This is a genomic window from Paenibacillus sp. P4_E11, assembly GCF_056401635.1.
Window position 1 is genome coordinate 61,019 of the sequence record NZ_JBFUIX010000018.1, and the last position, 22,210, is coordinate 83,228.

General features: G+C 51.7%; 16 protein-coding genes. 11 read left to right on the plus strand and 5 right to left on the minus strand.

Translation table 11 applies throughout. The features are described from left to right. The first annotated feature begins 137 nt into the window (after nucleotides 1–137). Complete coding sequence (locus AC1DWB_RS09870; RefSeq protein ID WP_477540880.1) at nucleotides 138–1,811, plus strand: hypothetical protein; 1,674 nt, start codon at nucleotides 138–140, stop codon at nucleotides 1,809–1,811. 16 nt (nucleotides 1,812–1,827) lie between these two features. Here AC1DWB_RS09870 and AC1DWB_RS09875 read toward each other — a convergent pair whose 3' ends face one another. Continuing rightward, complete coding sequence (locus tag AC1DWB_RS09875) at nucleotides 1,828–4,080, minus strand: AraC family transcriptional regulator (RefSeq protein ID WP_477540881.1); 2,253 nt, start codon at nucleotides 4,078–4,080, stop codon at nucleotides 1,828–1,830. 332 nt (nucleotides 4,081–4,412) lie between these two features. Here AC1DWB_RS09875 and AC1DWB_RS09880 point away from each other — a divergent pair, with 332 nt between their 5' ends. From AC1DWB_RS09880 to AC1DWB_RS09925, 10 genes are all read left to right on the plus strand, one after another. Continuing rightward, nucleotides 4,413–5,318, plus strand: coding sequence for an ABC transporter permease (locus AC1DWB_RS09880; RefSeq protein ID WP_477540882.1), 906 nt, complete (start codon nucleotides 4,413–4,415; stop codon nucleotides 5,316–5,318). Between the two features lie 12 nt (nucleotides 5,319–5,330). Beyond that, a complete protein-coding gene (locus AC1DWB_RS09885) occupies nucleotides 5,331–6,206 on the plus strand; it encodes a carbohydrate ABC transporter permease (protein ID WP_477540883.1) in 876 nt (291 codons plus the stop codon). A 51-nt stretch (nucleotides 6,207–6,257) separates the two neighbouring features. Continuing rightward, complete coding sequence (locus AC1DWB_RS09890) at nucleotides 6,258–7,889, plus strand: type 2 periplasmic-binding domain-containing protein (RefSeq protein ID WP_477540884.1); 1,632 nt, start codon at nucleotides 6,258–6,260, stop codon at nucleotides 7,887–7,889. Between the two features lie 232 nt (nucleotides 7,890–8,121). After that, entirely contained in the window at nucleotides 8,122–9,159 is a 1,038-nt protein-coding gene (locus AC1DWB_RS09895; protein WP_477540896.1) for a multicopper oxidase domain-containing protein, read from the plus strand. Between the two features lie 20 nt (nucleotides 9,160–9,179). Then, the gene (locus AC1DWB_RS09900) at nucleotides 9,180–10,391 is read left to right on the plus strand and encodes a ZIP family metal transporter (RefSeq protein ID WP_477540885.1); all 1,212 of its coding nucleotides are present in this window, start codon (nucleotides 9,180–9,182) and stop codon (nucleotides 10,389–10,391) included. An 86-nt stretch (nucleotides 10,392–10,477) separates the two neighbouring features. Next, nucleotides 10,478–10,666 (plus strand): hypothetical protein, encoded by a 189-nt coding sequence (locus AC1DWB_RS09905; RefSeq protein WP_477540886.1) that lies wholly within the window; start codon nucleotides 10,478–10,480, stop codon nucleotides 10,664–10,666. A gap of 387 nt (nucleotides 10,667–11,053) precedes the next feature. After that, on the plus strand, nucleotides 11,054–13,756 hold the full coding sequence (locus tag AC1DWB_RS09910) for a UxaA family hydrolase (RefSeq protein ID WP_477540887.1): 2,703 nt from the start codon (nucleotides 11,054–11,056) through the stop codon (nucleotides 13,754–13,756). A 192-nt stretch (nucleotides 13,757–13,948) separates the two neighbouring features. After that, on the plus strand, nucleotides 13,949–14,728 hold the full coding sequence (locus AC1DWB_RS09915; protein ID WP_477540888.1) for a glycosyltransferase family 2 protein: 780 nt from the start codon (nucleotides 13,949–13,951) through the stop codon (nucleotides 14,726–14,728). Further along, the gene (locus tag AC1DWB_RS09920; protein ID WP_477540889.1) at nucleotides 14,725–15,087 is read left to right on the plus strand and encodes an EamA family transporter; all 363 of its coding nucleotides are present in this window, start codon (nucleotides 14,725–14,727) and stop codon (nucleotides 15,085–15,087) included. Before AC1DWB_RS09915 ends, AC1DWB_RS09920 begins: the two co-directional genes overlap by 4 nt. 8 nt (nucleotides 15,088–15,095) lie before the next feature. After that, nucleotides 15,096–16,538: an ArnT family glycosyltransferase gene (locus AC1DWB_RS09925; protein ID WP_477540890.1), complete on the plus strand. Its 1,443-nt coding sequence runs from the start codon at nucleotides 15,096–15,098 to the stop codon at nucleotides 16,536–16,538. A gap of 206 nt (nucleotides 16,539–16,744) precedes the next feature. On the opposite strand, the gene AC1DWB_RS09930 is transcribed toward AC1DWB_RS09925, so the two are convergent. From AC1DWB_RS09930 to AC1DWB_RS09945, 4 genes are all read right to left on the minus strand, one after another. Then, nucleotides 16,745–19,297 (minus strand): hypothetical protein, encoded by a 2,553-nt coding sequence (locus tag AC1DWB_RS09930; protein ID WP_477540891.1) that lies wholly within the window; start codon nucleotides 19,295–19,297, stop codon nucleotides 16,745–16,747. Between the two features lie 71 nt (nucleotides 19,298–19,368). Beyond that, nucleotides 19,369–20,241, minus strand: coding sequence for a carbohydrate ABC transporter permease (locus AC1DWB_RS09935; protein ID WP_477540892.1), 873 nt, complete (start codon nucleotides 20,239–20,241; stop codon nucleotides 19,369–19,371). Between the two features lie 58 nt (nucleotides 20,242–20,299). Further along, nucleotides 20,300–21,142: an ABC transporter permease gene (locus AC1DWB_RS09940; protein WP_477540897.1), complete on the minus strand. Its 843-nt coding sequence runs from the start codon at nucleotides 21,140–21,142 to the stop codon at nucleotides 20,300–20,302. 184 nt (nucleotides 21,143–21,326) lie between these two features. Beyond that, the coding region (locus tag AC1DWB_RS09945) for a type 2 periplasmic-binding domain-containing protein (protein ID WP_477540893.1) at nucleotides 21,327–22,210 on the minus strand (884 nt) is incomplete at its 5' end.

Sequence of the window (22,210 nt, forward strand, 5' to 3'; positions counted from 1 at the left end):
CTGCAAAAAAACCGTTATAAGCACAAATTATTCACGCTATACACTTGTTCGGATCATCGCGTACACTTCGAGTGTCAGGCCAAGACGGCAATCGCCTACAGGCCGACTATCACACGTGGGAACGGAGTTGCGCATCGATGGACTCATATCGTTTATTGGATGAAGCGATCCCCTGGCTTGCCAGGAATGTGGAGGCGGAGCTGCATAAGTTTGATCCTTCCACCGGCAGGTTTATGGAGGGACAAGGCTGGGGCCTCAATTGCCAGCATATTATGCTTCCGATGGCTGTGCTGCTGCTGAAGGACCATCCCGGCAATCGCTTTTATCGGGACGAAGCTTGTTACGAAATGGCATGCCGAGCATGCGACGCCTTGCGTGATTTCCAGTATCCGGACGGAAAATGGGAATTTGTCAAAGTGGATGGATCGCGTTGGGGACCCTACTATTTGCCTTGGGGGTTTTATTACTGGCTGGAAACGTACCGTAACCTGCGACCTATGCTGGACGATAAACGCAGAACGTATTGGGAAGACGGCTTGCAGCTCGCTTTCAGCGGCATTCGCGAAGAGCTCGAACAAGTGAAAGAGGTGCACAACATTCCGGCCTGGCAGGCGATCGGTCTGCACCGCGCGTCGCAGCTGTTCGGACGGCCCGAATGGAAGCAAAGCGCGGACCGCATCATTCGGATGACTGTCGATGGGCAGGAGCCGGAGGGGTACTGGCTGGAGCATTTCGGCCCAACGCCGTTCTACAACCTGATTTATACGAATGCGCTTGGGTTGTATTACTACCACGGCGGCTCGGTAGACGTGCTGCCGGTTCTGGAGCGCGCGGCTGCCTTCCACAATTTGTTCACATATCCGGATGGCACTGCAGTGGAGACGATTGATGGTCGGTTCAAATATGTGCGCCATCCAAATCCGGAAGGCCTGTTGCCCTTCTTGCCGATTCCGGGAGGCAGACGTTATGTGAACTATGTCGTGAAACAAGCGATCGCGCAAAACGCCGGTTGGATCAATGCCTGCTTCGCCGAAACCCTGTACTATTGGGACGCCGATGTCGCCAGACCCGATGCCCCTGCATTGATCGAGTGCGAGCGGATAGAGGCGAGATCGGCCGGCGCGCTAGTCGTCAAGGAAGGCGGCTGGTACGTCTGCCTGAGCGGGTTCACCAGCCCGAACGTTGAGTCGCGATGGGGGCTTGACCGCAACAGCTTCATCGGAGTCTGGAACGAGCGGACGCGGCTTCTGATCGGAGGCGGTAATTCCAAGGGACAGAAGGAATGGAGCACGTTCGAGCTGCGAACGGCGGACGGGCGTTCCATCTGCACGCCGAACGCCGGTTCGGTCTGTGCAGAGCGGCGCACCGTTGTGCTCGGCTACGAATCGCGGACGCTGGAAATCGCGCTGAACGCTATCGAACCGGGTGAGCTGCGGTTGCAAGCGTCGGCCGGGCTGCAGGATGGCGACGCCGGCATTTGGCGTCTGCCCATCCGGCTGCAGTTGAACGGCGGCACACTTGAATCAAGCGTAGCTCCGGCGTTACAGGTAACGGAGACGGATATCCGTCTAGATGCAGAGAGCGGCGAGCACTGGCTGCGCCAAGGCAACTGGGAGCTGCGCTTCTCCGGACCGTTCCGGTTCGAATGGCCGTCCTACCCGTTCAATCCTTACGCCGCCGATGGCGCCGCCGACATCTCCTACGCCATCGCAGTCTTGTCGCTGCCATTCGCTGCCAACATCGCCGACCCAATGAACGCAAACCGCGATGTGCTCATCTTGATTATGCAGGAAGCGGCGATTGTACCCTAGGGTGGAGAACAACGCCTTACTCGGTATCGAGCTTCCTCAGTTGCATCGGTGTCATCCCGTACTTTTCTTTGAAGATGGAGCTGAAGTAAGGCAGATTGTAATAGCCGAGCTGGTTGGCCACTTGGGTAACCTTCACTTTTTTATCGGCTATCAGCAACTGCCTTGCTTTCATCAGCTTCTGGTTGGTGACGTAGGTGGAGAAGTTCACCCCGGCAATATCCTTGAACACCCTACTCAAGTATGTAGGGCTGAGATGGAAATGATCGGCCACCACGTTCAGTGAAATGTCCTTGTCAATATGACTTAAGATAAAGGCGGTTACTTTGGTGCCGAGTTGGTCGTCGGAAGAGTGAATGCGAGCGTCCAGCAGCTCTCCGAACAGGTCGACGCAGCTTACCAGCCATAGCCGACATTCCTCCAAGGCTGACATCTCGTGCAGCTTGGCGAACATATAGGGCTTATCAAGTTCGGTGCTGCACAGCTGAAGCTCCTTGGCCATCCGGTCGATCAACGTAATGATGTCCATCAAGTAGTTGTACACGTACGAATAGCTGAGCTTCTCATAGGCCAGCGCGCGAAAGATCGTCTCCAGCTGCTGCCGAACCTGAGCGATTTTGCCCGCCACCAGCAGCGGTGTCAGTTCCTCAAGCCATTTGGCGTTCAGCTTCGCCGTGCTGCCGTTCAGCCGGTCCATCGATTCATGGCCGAACAGCTGACCATAGCCATAGATGAAGCGGTACGCCAAATAGCCCTCGGCCTGATCGTAAAGTCGACCGAGCTGCGTCCAGTCGTCTGCGCATTCGCTTAAGGCGACGTTGGCGGTAATGTCGAACGGTTCCCCGCAACTGCCCGCCCAGCCGTTCAACACCGTGTATACGTCCTCATACGCTGCTGCGTTGACGATAGTCACGATTCGGTTGCGGCTGAGCGAGATGCTATGGAACCGCATCGCCGTCGACTGCAGCGTATCGATCGTTTCCATCATTTTGAAGGTTGCATATTCCCGTTGTTCGGGTGACAGTAGGGCAACGTCCTGCTTTCTCAGCTCCGTAATGAATACCGCAAAGCTCTCATACGTGAATGTGACGCCAATCATCTCCAGCTGATTGGCGATTTCGCGTCCGTAATCGGATGAATTGCCGCGGACGAGATCATCCAATATTTTATGGCGTACGAGCGGATAGTTGATCTGCAGCACCGTCTCCATCTCTTCCACCCGCATGGACAGACTAGAGATCATCTGTTTAACTGGCCGATTGACGCGGTTGGAAATCACTTTTAATCCGATCATCGAGATCAGGATGAACAATCCGAGCAGCACAAGTGCAAGCTGCAGTGCAATCGTGCGTTGTTTGTTAAGCGCATCAAACGGCGCATAAGATACATATTTCCACCCGTTCAAGGAAGACTTCACCCAGGATACGCCCAATGCTGAGTCCCCGACTGTCGTTTTGGCGAAGCCTTCCTCCCGGTTAGCAACGGCGGAAATAATCGGATCGCCGCCCCCCTGCGGGATGACGCCGTTCTTGTCGAGATGCACCATTACGTTATTGTCAGGGCCTAACATGTACACGCCGTAATCGATACGATCGTCGTTGTTGATCGCCTGCACGAACTTCCGTTCGTCGATATTGATGACGATGATCCCGTCTTTACGATCAGCGGATGCGAACAGAGGGACTGTGTACACAAGCGAGAGCATCGATTTGTCATCGAACGTTGAGCGGTTGCGCGCCGGACTGATCCAAGAGACGGCTTCGGTCGTTTGCAACGCCTCGCGAATCGTGTCGATCCGAAAATAGTTGCGGTTGTAGTTATTTGGGTTCATGGCGGAGAATATAACGCCTTCCCGCGAGGAAATGAGCGTATCGTCGGCTAGCCTATACATAAAAGCGGAATCGACAAAATCGCCGTAGGACGTCAAGGAGAGGCTTGTAAAGGCTTTCAAAATTTGATAGGCATCGTTCGGATCGTTCCCCGCGAGGAACATCGCTGCTCCGTTGTTTTTGTACGTATTTACGAAATTTTCCAGAACAAAGCTTTGTAGCGAAGCGAGCTTGGCATCGGTGGAGATGCGGATTTGCGTCAGCAGCCGTTTGTTGGATACGGCTATCTCGTCGGACAACGATTTATCGAAAAAATAGGCAGCTAGTACGGAGGACACGACGATGACGAGCAGCGTGTAGATGTAGTAGAACGACAGTCTGCTCCGATATGGGACAGCTTGCGGTTGTCGCGAGGACAAGCGCCTGATCTGAGATTGAAACATAGACACCCCCGGAAGCACATATCGACTCTGTTCGGCTTCATTGTACCACTTGATCGGACAAACGCTCAATATAGGGAAAAGGCCCCGAGCACAAGTGGAAGGCGAAACCGCAAGAAATTCGATAGGAAGGAAAAAAGTTAGCTACCGCTGCAGCCGCCCGCGCCTCTCCCCTACAATTGCTCCCCGGAACAAACAACGGGCGAGCTTGGGCTACAAAGACAAATTATCAGTCTTCACCGCAAATTATTCCTACTATACACCAGCATGGCCCATGCCTTAAGCTCGGGGAGCAGAACATTCCAGACCCGAATATCGGGGGAGAGGAGCGACGAATGACGCTGATGTTCAGGGACCTTTATCGAAGCCGTTATTTGGTGCTGATGCTGGTGCCGGCGATGGTCTACTATGCGATTTTCAAATACGGGCCGATGTACGGCATCGTCATCGCATTCAAAGATTACAATATGATCCGGGGATTTGCAGAGAGCCCGTGGGTGGGATGGCGAAACTTCCGCGTCCTGTTCGACATGCCGCAGTTTTGGCAAGTGTTTCGCAACACGCTGCTGATCAGTTTATACAAGCTCGTGTTCACCTTTCCGGCGCCGATCGTACTTGCCCTGCTGCTCAATGAAGTACGGATCAAGCTGTTCAAAGGGACCGTGCAGACGATCATGTATTTGCCGCATTTTCTCTCATGGGTCGTGCTTGGCGGTATTCTGATGAACTTCCTCTCGCCTTCGACCGGTTGGGTGAACGCGATGCTTGGCTCTTTCGGAATCGATCCGATCTTTTTCGTAGCCGATGCCCAGTGGTTTCGCACCGTGCTCGTCGTTTCGGCGATCTGGAAGGAAATCGGCTGGGGCACGATTATTTTCCTCGCCGCTCTGGCGAGCGTCGATCCCCAGCAATACGAGGCCGCTGTACTGGACGGCGCGAACCGCTTCAAGCAAACGATCCACGTCACGTTACCCGCAATTACGCCGGTCATCGTCATCATGTTTATTTTTGCGGTGGGTGCAGTCGTGAACGATGATTTCGATCAAATTTTCAATTTGTACAATCCTGGCGTTTATCGCGTTTCCGACGTCATTTCAACATTCGTCTACCGCATGGGGCTGGAAAATATGATGTACAGTCTGTCGACCGCGATCAATTTGTTCAAGAATGCGATCGCTTTCACGCTGGTGCTAGGCACGAATTACATCGTCCGCCGGTACAGTGATTACGGTTTATGGTAGGAGGTCATACCGATGCGGCTGAGCGCCGGGGAAAAATGGTTTCAAGCCTGCAATTATTTGTTTCTGCTATCGCTGTCGCTGCTCACCCTGCTGCCGCTGTGGGAAGTCGTACGCATCTCGATCAGTGAGCCGGCAGAAGCAAGCCGCATGACGTTGTCGTTCTGGCCTTCCGCGCCATCGTTCGACGCCTACAAGCATGTGCTGCACAATCCGATCATCTGGACCGGCTACGGCAACACGATCTTGCGTATGACGCTTGGCGTGGTGATCCAACTGTTGCTTACGGTGCTCGCCGCTTATGCGCTGTCCAAACGAAAGCTGCCGCTGCGCAGCACATTTACGCTGATTATCGTGTTCACGATGTTTTTCTCTGGGGGGCTTATCCCGGAATACTTGCTGATTCAGGAGGTGCTGCATATCGGCAATAGCACGTGGGCGCTCGTGCTGCCGCCGGCGATCAACACGTTCTCGATGCTGATCGTCCGCAACTATTTCATGTCGCTGCCCGCTGATATGGAAGAATCGGCCACCATCGACGGTGCCGGCGATATGCGCGTCCTGTTCGCCATCTTCATCCCGCTGTCGCTGCCGATCATCGTCACCGTCATCCTGTGGGGGCTTGTCTGGCATTGGAACGCCTGGTTCGACGCGCTCGTGTACATTCGCGACACGTCGTACTATCCATTGCAGCTCGTGCTGCGCAAAATTGTCATTGAGTCGTCGCCAGCGTTTGACAACATCACTAGCTCCAGCCTGACTGTCGCTGTCAACGCTGAAACGATTAAAGCCGCTTCCATCATCGCAGGCACCGCGCCGATCATCGTCGTGTATCCGTTCTTACAGAAGTATTTCGTACAAGGCGTCATGGTTGGCTCGTTGAAGGGCTAGGAGTCTAACTGACGGACGGTTCTATAATATGGATTAACGGGAGGTCACACTATGAAACCAAAACAAATCGCGGGCAGTCTGGCTGCAGCGGCGCTTCTAGTCGGTATCGTCGCGGGATGCAGTGGCGGCGGTGCAGGTACAATGGCACAAAGCTCGCCCGGAGCACCGTCCACGAGCGGTAAACCGGCGGATGACAAGCCGATCACCATTTCCATCAAGAATAATAACACGACGCCGCAGGACCCCAATTCACCACTAACCAAAGAGCTGGAGAAGCTGTGGAATATCAAGCTAAACTACGTATACATCGAGCCGGCCAAAGAAACGGAGCTGCTTAACCTACGCATCTCGTCGGGGGACATTCCAGACGTCATGAAGCTGTTCTCCAATCTATATAGCTCGTTCGCGAATCAAGGCGTGTTGGCGGAAATTCCACTCGATATGGTGCAGAAATATGCGCCGACCTACTACAAGCTCGTCAGGCAAAACGGCGGAGATAACATCTTCGACTTCTACAAGGTGAACGGCAAAAACTATGCGCTCCCCGATTTGGCTGCCACACCTTACAACTTCATTCCGATCTGGCGTGACGATTGGCTGAAGGCGGTCGGCATCGACAAAACGCCGGAGACACTGCAAGAGGCGGAAGCGGCGTTCTATAAATTCGTCAATAACGATCCGGACGGCAACGGCAAGAAGGATACATACGCCCTTTCCGACAAAGGCATGATCGCCGTCTTCGGGGCCTTCGGCTCGCCGGGCATCGACAATTTCTACTGGAGTGAGAATAACGGGCAGATTGTGGCCAGCGGCGTATTGCCGGGGATGAAGGACGCGCTCAAGCTGCTACGCAAATGGTACAAGGACGGCCTGATCGATCCGGAATTCATCACCGGCGAGAACAAGGGGCAATACTTCGCCAACTCCATCCCGTTCTGGAACGGCAAAATTGGCTTCACTGTACCGGGCGTATACTACCACGTCGTGCCGAAAATGTATGCGGACGACCCGAATGACGTCGGCTCGGCGTTCTACCAGAACTTCAAGAAAGTGCTTGGTGACAAAGCAACTTATGCCGCCGGCATGCCGTGGAAAGGACCGACAGGCGAACCGAGCATTCTCAAATGGGGCACAACGAACGGTAACTCGGTTACATTCGGTAAGCAGGTCGCAAACGATCCGAAGAAAATGCAGAAGGTATTGGAAATGATCGAAAAGTTCCATGCCGACTTCGATTATTACAAGCTGGCCCGTTATGGCATCAAAGGCCAAATGTACGATCTGAATCCGGTCACAGGACTGCCTTACGGCATCAACGAGTATAAGGATACAGCCAAATGGAACGCATCAGGCATAGCCGCCAACGGGGTGGGCATGCCAGAAGTCAATCACGAATTTTTCCGCAATACGCAAATTTCGCCCAAGGTCATGGAATTCGCCAAGAAATATTCGATGGTGACGACCAAGTACAACAAGGACATCGTGTTTGCCGGCTTGCCCTCTGACGGCAAGTACAAAAAAACGCTGGAGACGAAGATCAAGGAATGGTATGTGTTGTTCATCACTGGCCAGAAGGAAGTGGACAAAGACTGGGACAGCTTCCTGGAAGAGCTGAACAAGAACGGCTTGGCCGACCTGACCAAAGAAGCGAACGACTGGTACAAGCAATATTTTTCTAAATAATAGGAAAACACCGAGTGGTGTACCTGACCTAAGAACCTTGAGGTCAGGTTTTTTATTTTGGTGAGAAAATTTACGAAAACCCGTATACAAATGAAGCCATCGCGAGTATTATTAAATCAATAAGTTTCCCTGAGGAAACAATTTGTCCTATGGCGAATAATATTTCGTTAGGAGAATAATATTTCACTAGTGAAAGTTTTATGTGAATGAAGGAGGTACGCCAGGCATGTCCATGAATGGAGAGAAGAAAGTATCACGAAGGAATGTATTGAAGCTGGGAGCCGCCGGAGCTGTTGCCTTTCTCGGAAGCACTGTTCTGAATCCCGGTTCCTGGTTCCAGCGACCGGTTCAGGCTATGACCAAGCACGACGTGCATAAGGCACTGGGGGACCAGCTTCATTCCGGAATGATGCACGGGTACGATCCGGGAACCGAAGTGACAGAAGGACTCAAGAAAGCACGGGAAGCCTTGACCAGCTTCGATTATGGTAAGGTTAGCCGCACGCCAGACGGGAAGACCGTCCGTGAATATGACATGACTGCTTTCGAGACCAATGTAGAAATTGCTAAGGGGATTACGTTTCCAGGCTGGACGTTTAACGGAACGATCCCCGGGCCGACGCTTCGTTGCACGGAAGGAGATATTGTCCGAGTTCGCTTCAAGAACGCTTCGAGACATCCCCACTCGATCCATTTTCACGGGATACACCCGACGAATATGGACGGATTGGAAGCCATTATGCCTGGGGACTCATTCATCTATGAATTCGAAGCCAAGCCAGCAGGGATGCAAGTCTACCATTGCCACATTGCACCGCTGGCGCGACATATTCACAAAGGTCTGTACGGGAATTTCATCATTGATCCGAAGAAGCCTAGAGCAGCTGCCAAGGAATTCAATATGGTGATGAACGGATATGACCTGGATCTGGATGGGGAGAACGAAGTCTACACCGTGAATGGCTATGCGTTTGCCTACCAGCAAGAACCGATTAAAGTCAAGGCGGGGGAACTGGTCCGAATATACTTGAGTAATCTGACCGAATTCGACCTGATCAATTCCTTTCACTTGCACTCCAATTACTTCAACTACTATTCGACTGGAGCTGATCCGGAAGCGCGTCCGAACTTCACCGATACGATCATGCAGTGTCAAGGGGAGAGAGGCATTCTCGAGATCGTGTTCCCGGCTCCAGGCCGTTATATGTTTCATGCGCATCAAAGCGAATTTGCTGAGTTAGGCTGGATGGGCTTCTTCCAGGCCGAGTAGAAGGGAGGTTCGAATCAAATATGAGCGACTTGCAGACGAATGTTACGAAGTCCGGAATGCCCGGAGTCAGAGGGAAAAGAATCATGTGGGCAGTACTGCCAGCCTTATTGCTCATTGCCTTGATTACGGCGATTGCAACATTGGGGACAGGTGTGAAGAATGAACCCGCCGCACCGATTGAAGTATTGAACATCGAGAAAATCAAGCTGACGGATAACGGATTCGAGGTTAAGGTGTTGAACACCGGTCCCGAGGAGGTCACTATTGCGCAGGTGGTCGTTGACGATTCATTCTGGAACGCTTCGTTTCATCCAAGTGACACGTTGAAGCGATTTGGTTCCGCTACCATCTCGATCCCCTACCCATGGGTGGAGGGAGATCCTCACGCGATCAAATTCATTACAAGCAATGGACTTATCTTCACTGGTGAGGTGGCGGCTGCGACCAAAACCCCTGAAGCAGAAGTAAGCCGATTCGTACAATACGCCGTGATCGGCTTCTATGTAGGAGTCATTCCTGTCGGACTCGGCTTATTGTGGTATCCGTTTATGAGGCGATTTTCGGCTAGAGGGATGCATGCCATCCTGGCATTTACGGTTGGATTGTTGTTCTTCCTGTTCGTGGATACGATAGAAGAAGGCTTAGAAATGGCAGGCGATGCACCCGGTGTATTCCAGGGGACGGGGCTAGTCTGGTTCGGAGTACTGCTCAGCTTCCTGTTCTTAATCGCGGTCGACCAGATGAATGAACGCAAGATGCGGAATGCAGCGGAAGGACGGCAAGTCTCTTATAAGCTTGCAACCGGGATCGGCTTGCATAACTTCGGGGAAGGGCTGGCGATTGGGGCCGCATTCGCATTAGGAGAAGGTGCGCTAGGAACGTTCCTGGTCATTGGGTTCACGCTTCATAACATCACAGAAGGGGTAGGGATTGCTGCTCCGCTGCTCAAGGATCGGCCGACCTGGAAAACATTCGTTTTACTAGCGGCAATCGCTGGTGGGCCAGCCATTCTGGGTACGTGGACGGGTGGCTTCCTGTTCAACCCTACCTTCGCCGCGTTATTCTTCGGAATCGGGGCAGGGGCGATCTTGCAAGTTATCGTCGTCATCACCAGAATGATTATGAAAGAGTCCTCTGACAAAGGTTATGCTGCAGTGTCGTGGTTGAATTTCGGTGGATTAACATTGGGGATTTTACTCATGTATGCCACTGCGATGTTGGTGAAGTTCTAGAATTTGTTCACATTAGTGACATCCTCTCAATAGCAGTTGTTGAGAGGATGTCTTTTGTTGAGGTAACAGCCAGAAATAAGTAAGTTTTGGGTGGGCTGGAGGCTCCGCTTTTTATCGATCAGCATTTTGTCGTTGCCCTTCTCGTTTTATTCGTGCTGGATCGGATAACGAGAAAATGGGCTAGGGTGGGGATCGTGGCTGCTGCGCTCATCTTTTTAGAGGCGGTACCGTTCGACTATGGCAGTTACGCGCTACTGCTGATCCTGTTTTTTTAATATCTGACAAAAGAGTGGACTGTGATCGCTCACTTAGCACTGAACATGGGGTTCCTGTACTGGAAAGGCTGGACGCTACAGCTATATAGCATCCCGGCGACTGTGTTTCTGCGTAAATGGTACGCAGGATGTGCGAAATCAAGGATTGTACCTACACTCTGACGGGTCCTTGGTCTGCCCGAGGCATACGCGACGAGAGGATCGGCGACCTCGCTCGGATGAATAGTCAAATTAGATCAGCATTATTTGAGCAACAGGTAGCCCACTTACGTGCAGCTGTTATATAATTTGACCATCGTCGGACCGAGAACATCTGTATCTAGGTCGAATGTAAGCGTTTCCCATGCTTATCTCATGCGAAATTTATAAAAAAGGAGCCAGAAATAGATGAACGCAAATTACCAATTTGAAGAGGTTGCTAGACTTCCCTTACCGGGGGATAATTGCGCCGTTGCAACTCGCCAGCTGGACGCCGGCACCGTCATTCAGTATGAAGGTCATAGCTTGACTTTGGATTATACGGTGATGGAAGGCCATCGGTTTGCGGTGAAGACGATTGCTCCCGGTGAAGAGCTGTTTTCTTGGGAATTGCCTTTCGGGGTGGCTCTGCAAGTGATTCAGCCCGGACAATATGTGATCAACGAGGCGGTATTGGAGGCACTTAAGGTACGTCAACTGAAATTTGCTCTGCCGGCGGAGACGAATTTTACGGATCAAATTCAGCCGTATGTGCTGGACGAGGAAAACTTTCAGCCCGCTCCACCGCCACCCGCTTACTCAGAAATGCGTACTTTCATGGGGTATCGGCGAAGTGAAGCCCGTGGCGTGGGTACCCGTAACCACGTGGTTCTGCTCGGTACCACCTCGCGTACAGGGAGCTATGTGAAGCAGCTGGCCAAACGTCTCCAGGGTGAATTGAAGAACTGCTCCGATATCGATGGGATTGTCCCCGTAGCGCATACGGAGGGAGGGGCTGAAAAGCCCAACAACCTGGATTTACTGCTGCGTACGCTCGCCGGGTTTATCGTGAACCCCAACGTCGGTGCCGTCTTGGTTGTGGATTATGGCATTGAACCGGTCACCAACCAGATGGTGCAAGCGTATTTACGCGAACACAACTACCCGATCGATGAAGTGATCCACCGGTTTATTTCACTCCAAGGCGGCTTTGAAGAGAATTTGGCCGAAGGCGAAGCTATAGTACGCGAGTGGCTTCCTCAGGTCAATGCGATGCAACGGACGCCTGAATCCATTAGCCACCTGAAGATCGGATTACAGTGCGGCGGTTCGGATGCGTTCTCCGGTATTTCGGCGAACCCGCTGTTAGGCTGGATTTCCGAAGAATTGGTTCGCTACGGCGGTGCGGCCAGCCTAGCTGAAACCGATGAATTAATTGGCGCGGAGCCCTATGTTCTGTCGAAGGTACGCAACGTGAAAACCGCTCGCAAATTTTTAGAGCTTGTACAGCGGTTCAAGGAGCGTACATCTTGGCATGGCGCCAGCGCGGAAGGAAATCCATCCGGCGGTAACAAATACCGCGGCCTGTATAACATTTATCTCAAATCGATTGGTGCTGCTCTTAAGAAAGGTCCGACTACTCGTCTTGATTTTGCTACAGAGTATGGGGAGATCATGAAGGATGGCGGATTTTATTTCATGGATAGTCCCGGCAATGACCTCGAGAGTATCGCGGGACAGGTCGCAGCAGGCTGCAATATGATTTTCTTTACGACGGGTAACGGCTCGATCACCAATTTCCCTTATGTGCCGACGGTCAAGGTGGTCACGACGACGCGCCGCTTCCAATTGCTGTCCAATGATATGGATGTCAATGCAGGTCAGTATCTGGAAGGTACGTCTATGAATGAGCTGGGCCAAGAGGTCTTCGAGCTGACTCTACAAATTGCCTCCGGTCAGCGCAGTGTTGGGGAGAAGGCAGGCCATGCCCAGGTGCAGATCTGGCGCAATTGGCGACAAAATGATGCGAGCCAACTGGAGGCCTTGCTCCAAGCCCCAATTCCGACGGGGGAGCCGATTGAAATCCAAGAGGATACAGATGTCGTGGCTGCCCCAATCAAGTTCAGCTTCACACGACATCCAGACCGCCAGGCTAGCGACAACATCGGCTTGATCCTGCCGACCAGTCTCTGCGCCGGACAGGTAGCCAATATGATGGTACAGCGGCTGAACAAACAGGGCGCCGGGCAGCCTGAGCTCTCGCGCTTTGTGGCTTTGGCTCATACAGAAGGCTGCGGTAATTCGGGAGGGCAAGCCGAGCAGCTCTATGCCCGAACGATGATCGGCTATATCACTCATCCGATGGTGAAGCATTGTCTGCTGCTGGAGCATGGCTGCGAGAAAACCCACAACGACTACATGCGCCATCAGATGGAAGAGATGGGTGTTGACCAGAGCCGCCTTGGTTTTGCCAGCATTCAGCTGGACGGCGGAATTACGAATGTGACGGAGAAGGTAGAAGCCTGGTTTGCCGATCAGTTGGCAGCAGCCGGAGCAGCGGAGCAAGTGATGGTCGGCCTGGAAGGGCTGCGAATAGGCATCGTAAGCGATGGTCCCATTTCCGACGAAGCCGGAGAGAAGCTGGCGAAACTGACCAAACGGATTGTCGGCGCAGGCGGTTTGGTGGTGGTTCCGGAGAACAGCGGTCTGCTTACCACGGCTTCGTATGGCCAAAATGTATTCACCGCATCCTATGTAAGGCCGTCGATCGCCTATGGCGAGCATGTCCGCCGCAACGGCTTCCACATCATGGAGACCCCGACCGAGCATTGGGTGGAGACCGTTACGGGCCTGGCTGCCACAAGTGTAGAATTAATAATCGCGTTGGTCGGGAACCGTCCGATGCAGACGCATCCGTTCGTCCCTATGCTGCAGATGGCGTCGGAGCCAGCCATGCTGCAAAACTATGAGCAGGATTTGGATATGCTGCTCATGGGAGACCCGACTCGTTGGACGGAACAGATTCTCGAGCGCAGCAAGCAAATCCTTGAACATGCTTATTCACCGCGTCTATCCAAGCAGGGGAACGTTGATTTCCAATTAACACGCGGCTTTTTGGGTGTTTCGTTGTGATTTGAATTTCTTATGGATACGGTGCCACGAAGTTGAGAGCAAGCCTTATGGGTCGATGTAGACCGGGCTTGCTCTTTTTGTCATTCGGGCAGAGAGGTCTATTTTTTTCCTTTTTCTTGCATAGTAACTTACGACACCGTGCAGATTATGTATGATGCGGTTCAATATGTTTCTATTTAGGAGTTATGCCCTTTGGACAAAATCGTAGTCGCGCTCCCGGCCTATAATGAAGGCGCTTCGCTTCCCCAGTTGTTTGCCAAGTTAGAGGAATTACGCGCTGTGCTTGGTGATACTCTGCATATTGTAGTTGTTAACGACGGGAGCACGGATCAGACGGAGGGTGTATTGCAGCAGTATGCTGAGAAGTGGCCAAACTTCACTTATATAAATCATCCGGGCAATCGCGGTTTGGGTGAAGCGATGAAGACGATATTCGCCTACGCTTGTGAGCGCTACACTTCAACCGATGTACTGGTCACCATGGATGCAGATAACACGCACAACCCCCGTATCATTCCGGAACTCGTGAACAAGCTCAACACAGAACAACTTGATATGACCATTGCTTCGCGGTTTGCTGCAGGGGGGCAAGAAATGGGCTTATCCTGGAACCGCAAGTTATATAGTCGTGGAGCTAGGCTCTTCTTCAAATTCTTCTTCCCCATTCTCAATGTGAACGATTATTCCAGCGGCTTCCGGGCTTATCGGATCGGTTATCTGAAGCGGGCCCTGATCATGTATCGAGGAGCGCTCATTACAACGAGAGGGTTCGACTGTATGGCAGAGATCGTCGCCCGGTTCAGCCTGATCGGGGTCAGGGCTGGTGAAATTCCTCTCGTGCTGGAATATCACTTGAAAGCTGGGAAAAGTAAAATGAATGTCAAGCGAACGATCATGGGTTACTTCAACCTACTCCGGAGAGTCAAGCCGCCCAGACCAGCGGAAATTAAAGAGTTGGAGGAACAGCTATGAATCAGCTTGGCACAATAATAGCGTCTGTCGTTCTTGGTGCAATTGGGCAAGTACTATTGAAAGTCGGAGCCAACAAGCTCGGTAACGTTTCCCTGTCATTCTCATCTTTCTTCGGAGATGTGATGCGTGTGGCCAGGACCCCGGAAATTGTTCTGGGGCTTTTCTTTTTTGCCACTAGCTTCTTGCTCTGGGTCAAAGTCCTGACCAAGGCCAAGCTTAGCTACGCCTATCCCATGGTTTCCTTGGGATATATCGTCGTGGTAGCGCTGTCCTACTTCCTGTTCCATGAACCATTCACCGTGCCTAAGGTGGTCGGTATCCTTGTAATTATTACAGGGGTCATCCTAATTAATATGTAGAGGTTCTTATGAAGATATTGCCAAGCATCCCTTCATGGGTTGTTACTATGCTGCTATTACTAGCCATTCTCGTGCTGCGTTTCCCCTATTTGTCGGAATCCCCCTATCAATATGACAGCTGGAGGCAGGCGGATACAGAGTCAGTAGCCCGCCTATTCGTTGAACAACGCTTCAATATCATGTACCCTCAATTTCGTTACCAGGGTCCACTGCCTAACTACGTGCAGCTAGAATTTCAGATTGTTCCCTTCCTGATTGCCGTGCTGTATCAACTATTTGGCTATCATTATGCGCTAGCGAGAATGGTGCCTGTTTGTTTTTTTGTGGGATCGGCGTTATTCGTGTACTTGATCGCCCGCAGGTTCTATGGGAGAGGCGTGAGCTGGACGTCGTTGGCTATATATGGTGTGCTGCCGTTGAACCTGCTGTACGCTAGAGCGATTATGCCAGAATCGGCGGCCTTGTTCTTCTATACCGGGGCATTCTACTTATTCTGCCGATGGATGAAGGAGGAGAACATACTCTGGTTGCTAGCTGCCGCTATGTTCACAGGTCTGAGCATCTCTGAGAAGCTGCCTACCGTATTCGTCGGACTGTCGATGCTGGGCATGGCTCTAGTGAAGTATCGCCTTCGGATGTTTGTGATGGCAGAGCTTTGGATATTTGCCCTGCTGGCGTTGGCGCCTCCGTTTTGGTACTACTTTTATTGGTCCAAGTCGATTGCGGAGTTTTCCTTCGTTTCCGGAATTGCCGCCAAGCACATTTTTCCCAATATGGCATCTGCCCTCTTTTCACAAGAAAGTATTAGGTTCTTTGTGCAGGAGTTGCCGGCGGCCTTCAATGGATGTGTTCTTGTGCTGTTCGTTATCGGGCTTGTGCAACTGCAGTGGAAGACTTCGCATGCCTTAGGATTGTGGGCTCTAGCGATGCTGTTGGAGCTGGTTACGATCGTAGCTGTCATTAGATTTGGCTATTATCTCATCTTCTTAGGACCCATCTTGGCTATTGTGGCGGCGGCAGGATTGGGGCTGTTGGGGAGGATCAGGCTTAGGAGCTTTCCAATCGGATGGATGGTAGTCGTGGTAGGAATCGTCTGGCTCAGTTGGGACAGCTGGCAATACGCTAAGCCGATAATCGCGGATCAGGATACGGAATTGTTGAAGCAGGCTCAAGAGGTTCGGAAGTGGACCTCCAAGGAAGAGTTAATCGTCGTCGGAATGGATGACCCTTCTCTACTGAACGCCTCGGAGCGGATCGGGTGGCGCGTCGGTAATTCGATGCCTGAGGACCTGGTTCGTGAGCTGAAGTATTTTGTTTCGAACGGAGCCCATTACTTCGTACCGCTGCGGGGCTATATCGATGGGGATACCGATGGGCAGCTACGCAAGTTCCTGGATGAGCATTATGTCCGGGTTGGTGAAGGGGAGTATTATATGTACAGGCTCGATTGAGATGAAAGAAGCCTCCAGTGCCTTTAACATAGGGGGACTGGAGGCTTTTTAACAGATAAGAATTTATAAATCCCGGGGTCCCCGCAAAGGGGCTTCGCCATGGAATAAGCTCCGAAGGCCCACGTCACTTTGTGGGGTTTCTTACATACATATGAGACCTGGTTCACTCTGATCTTCCATTGTTGGACAACCTAGTTCATCCCCGCTTATTGCGAGGATGAAGTCTTGGACACATCTCGTACTACTGGTAAGTGGAGAAATGCGCCAGCTGGCAATTCAATTATTTGCTGGTGCGCACCATCCTCGTTAGGGGTGTAGAGGAATGAAACGTTGTGTGCTCCCTTATTCATAAAGATCACGGCCACGGAGGAAACGCTTATCTCCAGCTCATCTTCATTGCTGCCATCTATGAGTGCAACCGTCCCGCTCCGTTTATAGTAACCGGAATGGCCAGCTGGAAGAACTCCGCTCCATGTGTACGAATCACCTGCAAATCGGTTTGTACCGAGAAACAGTGGCGCCGCTGTCTCGCTATGCGTTTCTGTGAAAGCTAGCGATTCCTGACGTTCCCCGCTATTGAAATAGACGAGGTATTGACCATCATGCCAAACTGCGGCATGAGATGTTGCGTCAAAGGAAGGCGAGGTTGCACTATCGGCCCTCAAGCCTGCGCTGCCGGCATAGTAACGTCCCGTCCCAGCCAACTGTGCGGTTTGTGCCGTTGTATAGTTAGGAAGATTGACGATGGCGAACAGATGCGAGCACTCGCCCGTCTGCAGGGTGACGGGAGCGGTATGATGATTCAAGATCAGGCGATCTTCTCCGCCTTTCCATTTGCCATACACATGCTGATTGAAATAGCGGATGCCAGACGAACCGTACAGCAAATACCCGGCTTCATCATCCACGTTCACATAACCGCACGCCGGATAATCGGCAATGGTATCGCTGCTGTTGACGCGCCAGCTTTCGAACCGCTGCGATTGTTCAGCCATGTTCACAGTACGGTAGCCTTTGGCCAAATTTGTCAAAGCGCTATAATGTTCATTTCGAATACCGATGGCTCCCGTTTCCCACGTCGTGATGGTAACGGGCGACTTGGCTTCGAATTGTTCCCAATATAGGCTTCTTCCGTCTGGCAGTGATACGAAGCCTATATGCTGTAGCAGGTGCTTACTTCCTCGCTCCAGAATAGCATAGGCGGAGAAACCATCCGCTTGCACGTCCAGCCGATGCGACAACACATCGATCACGAACGATTCCTGATACGGGACCGCATCATTATGGTCCTGCTTGATCCGCACGATCCCTGTATAGCTGTCATACAGCGGCGATTGCAGCCATGCGCCATGATGGGGCATACTGAGCGCCATCACATGATTACGCCAGCTGAAGCTGGTGGACGTCCGTGCTGTACGATGGATGATGAAACCTCCGTATGGATATACACGCACACCGGATTGGCTTTCTACCAACTGTTCTTCAGCAACCGGCTCTGCTCCGGCCCCACCCAGCTTATGGATCAAATATGTATTAAGCATATGGCTCGCCGACATATGCTCCATGTCGATAGCCGTCTGATCGTCCTTGGGCATAATGTGGCAATGTTCGCCGTTCTGCTCCATATAGCAACCTCTGTCGTTACTGTTCTGCAGCGCTTCGATGACGGTCAGTGCCTTATCCTCCAGCAGGGCCGCTTCTCCATCATGATGCAGCACATTCATCAGCGCATGCGCATGCAAGAAGCCATGCTGCTGGTTGTACCACCAATCTTGCCCCTGGACGGATGTGGGGATTCCATCCGCTTCCGCCCAAGGCTTCAGCGTACGTTCGTACATTTCCCGGTCATTCAGCACATCCATCGTGTCGAGCGGCAATCCCGCCAGCAGCAGATCCGCGATCTCTCGACCGCGGAAGTGCAGACTAGCCGCCATGTAGGTAGGATGGACGAAGGCGTGATTCTCAGTCGTGTAATCTGGATGAAGAGTTATCGCTTTCACCCGTTGCTTCAATGGAACGCCTTGCGAGATCACATCGCTGAGTCGATCGCGATACGTCGTCGTCGTGTTGATATTCCACTTATGATAGGCACTCCACCACTTATCCTGATGCGGATGGTCCGGGAACAGCAAGGCGGCGGTGAATATGCCAACGGCTGTCCATGCATTCTCCTCCAATTGGGTGTCGAAGTACGTTCCGTTAAGCGGATCAAACTCAGCCCACCGATCGGCATAAGAGGAGACAGTATTCTGTACCATGATCCGCGTTTCGTCATCCAACTGGTCCCATAATAGCCATGCAGCTAGGCCCAAATAAGAGATCGCCCCGCCAACCTGTGTTGCCATGAAATAGCGGTCGTCGCGTCCCCCCCACTTGGTCTCGCTGCACACTCTGTTGCGGCTTGCAACGCGAACGTATTGTTCCGGTCCGGTATCATGCGTGTAGACTAGATAACGAATCGCGCTGATCGCGCGATCGGTCAGATGCGCCTTGTCATAGGATCCGGATACACCGGGTTCAGTGATTGTGGCAAGCACCGCATAGACGGCAACCGTATGAGCGGTCTCGAATCCATACCAGTACGCTCCGCCAAAAAAATAGCCGCATTGTGGCCGTTCCGGCCACTCCTGGTAAACCGTTTCCGTAAAGGATATCCACTTGTGGAGCGAGGTAGCGATACGTTTGGTCCATGCATTGCTATGTTGTTTATCGCGCGCAAACGGGCGTATGTGCCAGATGTTATGATGCTCTTGTTTCATCCATATTGCCTCCTATATGACTGTTTTGAAGTGACCCTGCATCCTTCCTTCAAGGTACGCCATCTCTATTATTACTCCTTAAGTGAACCAAGGGTCGCGCCTTTGACAAAATACTTTTGCAAGAATGGATAAACAATCAGTATCGGCAGTGTAGCGAAAATAATCGTGCCTGCCTTGATCATTTCCGGCGTACTTGTTAACGCAAGTTCAGGCGTGTTCTGCTGCATCGTGTGGGCGGAATCGTCGACCACAAACTCGCGTAGGATGATCTGCAGCGGCATAAGTGTCTTGGTGCGGATGAACAACAACGCGCCAAAATAAGAATTCCACTGTCCAACAGCGTGGAACAAGGCGATCGTAGCCAGCACCGCTTTCGACAAAGGCAAGACGATGCGGAAATAATTGCCGAATTCTGTACACCCGTCGATTTTGGCTGCATCCAACAATTCGGAGGATAAGCCCTGGAAAAAGGTTTTCAAAATCAGGATATAGAACGCGCTAACCGCACCCGGCACAATAAGCGCCCATAGCGTATTCTCAAGGCCTATGCCACGAATGACCAGATAGCCGGGAATAAGCGGCACGGAGAAAATAAAGGTGACAATAATTCCTCTGAGCACAATCTTCCGGCCTTTCATACCCGGCCGCGCCAAGGCATATCCAAGTGACGAGCATAACAGTAAGGTCGCCAACGTCCCGGCGATCGTAATATAGACCGTGACCCCCATTGCCCGCCATAGCTGCTCAGAGACCATAATCGTTTTGTACACCTCGATATTGAACCCTTTGGGCCACAAGCCTACCAGCTTTGCACCTGCATATAACGGTGAGCTGAGGGATACGGCGAGCAGATGAACCATGGGGAGAATCATCGAAATACTTAAGAGGATAAGAAAGGTATTATTGATAATTTGAAATCTTCGATCCGTTTTGTTCCCTATCACGTTAGGTTATCCCCGCTTTCTTCACCCGTCATCATCGATAACGCCTTCGGCGAATCGTTCAGTAGATGCTCTCTCCTGTCATCTTCTTGCTGAGCCGGTTCAACCCAACGATCAATATTAAGCCGACGAGCGACTTGAACATCCCGATCGCGGTCGTATAGCTGAATTGAGCGCTAAGCAAGCCCATTCGGTACACATACGTATCGATGACCTCGCCAACATCGCGTACGAGCGGGTTAAGGAACACAAGTACTTGTTCCACATTGGCATCGAGCATCGAGCCGATCCGCAGCAGGAACAGTACGACAATCGCCGGCATCAGCGAGGGCAGCGAGACGTTCCACATTTGTCTCCATCGTCCTGCGCCATCAACCATGGCGGCCTCGTACAAGTGCGGATTGATGCCAGCCAAGGCCGCCAAATAAATGATCATTCCCCAGCCGATTTCCTTCCAGATCCCTATAGACACCAGCATGCCAACAAAATAACGTTCATCGGTAAAATACGCCTCGAACAGGTTGAGAAAAATACCGCCAACGATAATCCAGGAAAGAAAATGCGGCAGATACAGCAAAGTTTGCACCGATTTTTTCACCCAGCCGCGCCTGACTTCATTGAGCAATAGTGCCAGAAACAATGGAGCTGGAAAGCCGAATAGGATCGAATATAAGCTGAGCAGCAGTGTATTTTTGAGGATGTTGTAAAATTCCGCATACGTAAACATCTTTGCAAAATGGGCAAAGCCCACCCACGGACTATGGAAAACACCTTTAAACAAATTGTAATCCTGGAATGCAATCACATTGCCTAGCAGCGGCACATATTTGAACAGCACAATATGCAGAATACCCGGCAGCGCGATTAACCATAGCAACGAGGTGTCGTTCAGAAGTTTCTTCATGTTCACTATATTTTCTCCCCCGTGTTGGATTCCGAACATGTTGCCAGCCTACCAGAAGGCAGACCGGCAACATGTTCGGATCGAGCTGGCGCAATAAGGGCACGAGATTACTTTTTAAACAGATAAGAATTTATAAATCCCGGGGTCCCCGCAAAGTAATAGGAATAAGCTCCGAAGGCACACGTCACTTTGTGGGGGTTTTAACAGATTTGTTGTACCATTCTGTTGCTTCTACGATCGCCTTGTCGCCGCCGCGTTTGGTCCATTCCGCCACGAAGGCGTCAAACGCTTTGTCCAGCTCTTCCTTGCCTGTCACGACTTTGGCGAACATATCGAGGAACAGGGTTCCTGCACCAAAGCCATTTACAAGCTCCGGGCTTGTCTTGAATGGAGTAGGGACTGGCAAATTGATGGCCTGTGTAATAATCGCCGATTCCCCCGCTGCCTTAACCCCCTTCAAGATGGTCTCGCCATTCGGGTCGAGTCTAATCACACTCTCCGCGTTCGAGGCAACACCTGTTGGGTTGAGTGATGCCCGGTAAACAAAACTTTCCGAATTTTCCTTGTTGCGCGGGGTTTCCGCATCCCACTCGATTTTACCGGCCGTTTCCTTATAATTGATATTTTTGATCCCGAATGACCAGAACTTTTGCGCGTCCGGGTTCGTCCATGCCCATTCCAAATACTTGATTGCCGCTTCCTGATTTTTCGACTTTGTCGGAAGGACGAACACGAAGTAGATCCCGTCTGTTTTAGCGTAAAGACCTTTTTCACCCTTCGCGCCGACTGGGCCTGGGATCATCGATATCTTGGCCGATTTGTCCACCATTTGGTTAACAAAGGAAGCACTGTAATTGGTTGCATCGTGGATCCACGAGCCAGCCTTGCCTTGATTTATGCTCGCAGTCCAATCCGCTGCTTTGTTGGTAAACATATTGTTGTTGACGTAGCCTTTATCATAAAGCATCTTCCAGAATTTGATTGCTTCTTTCATTTCCGGACGGATCATATCTGKCGTATATTTGCCATTTACAAGAGTCCAGTTCGAAGGAGACACGCCGAAAGCAC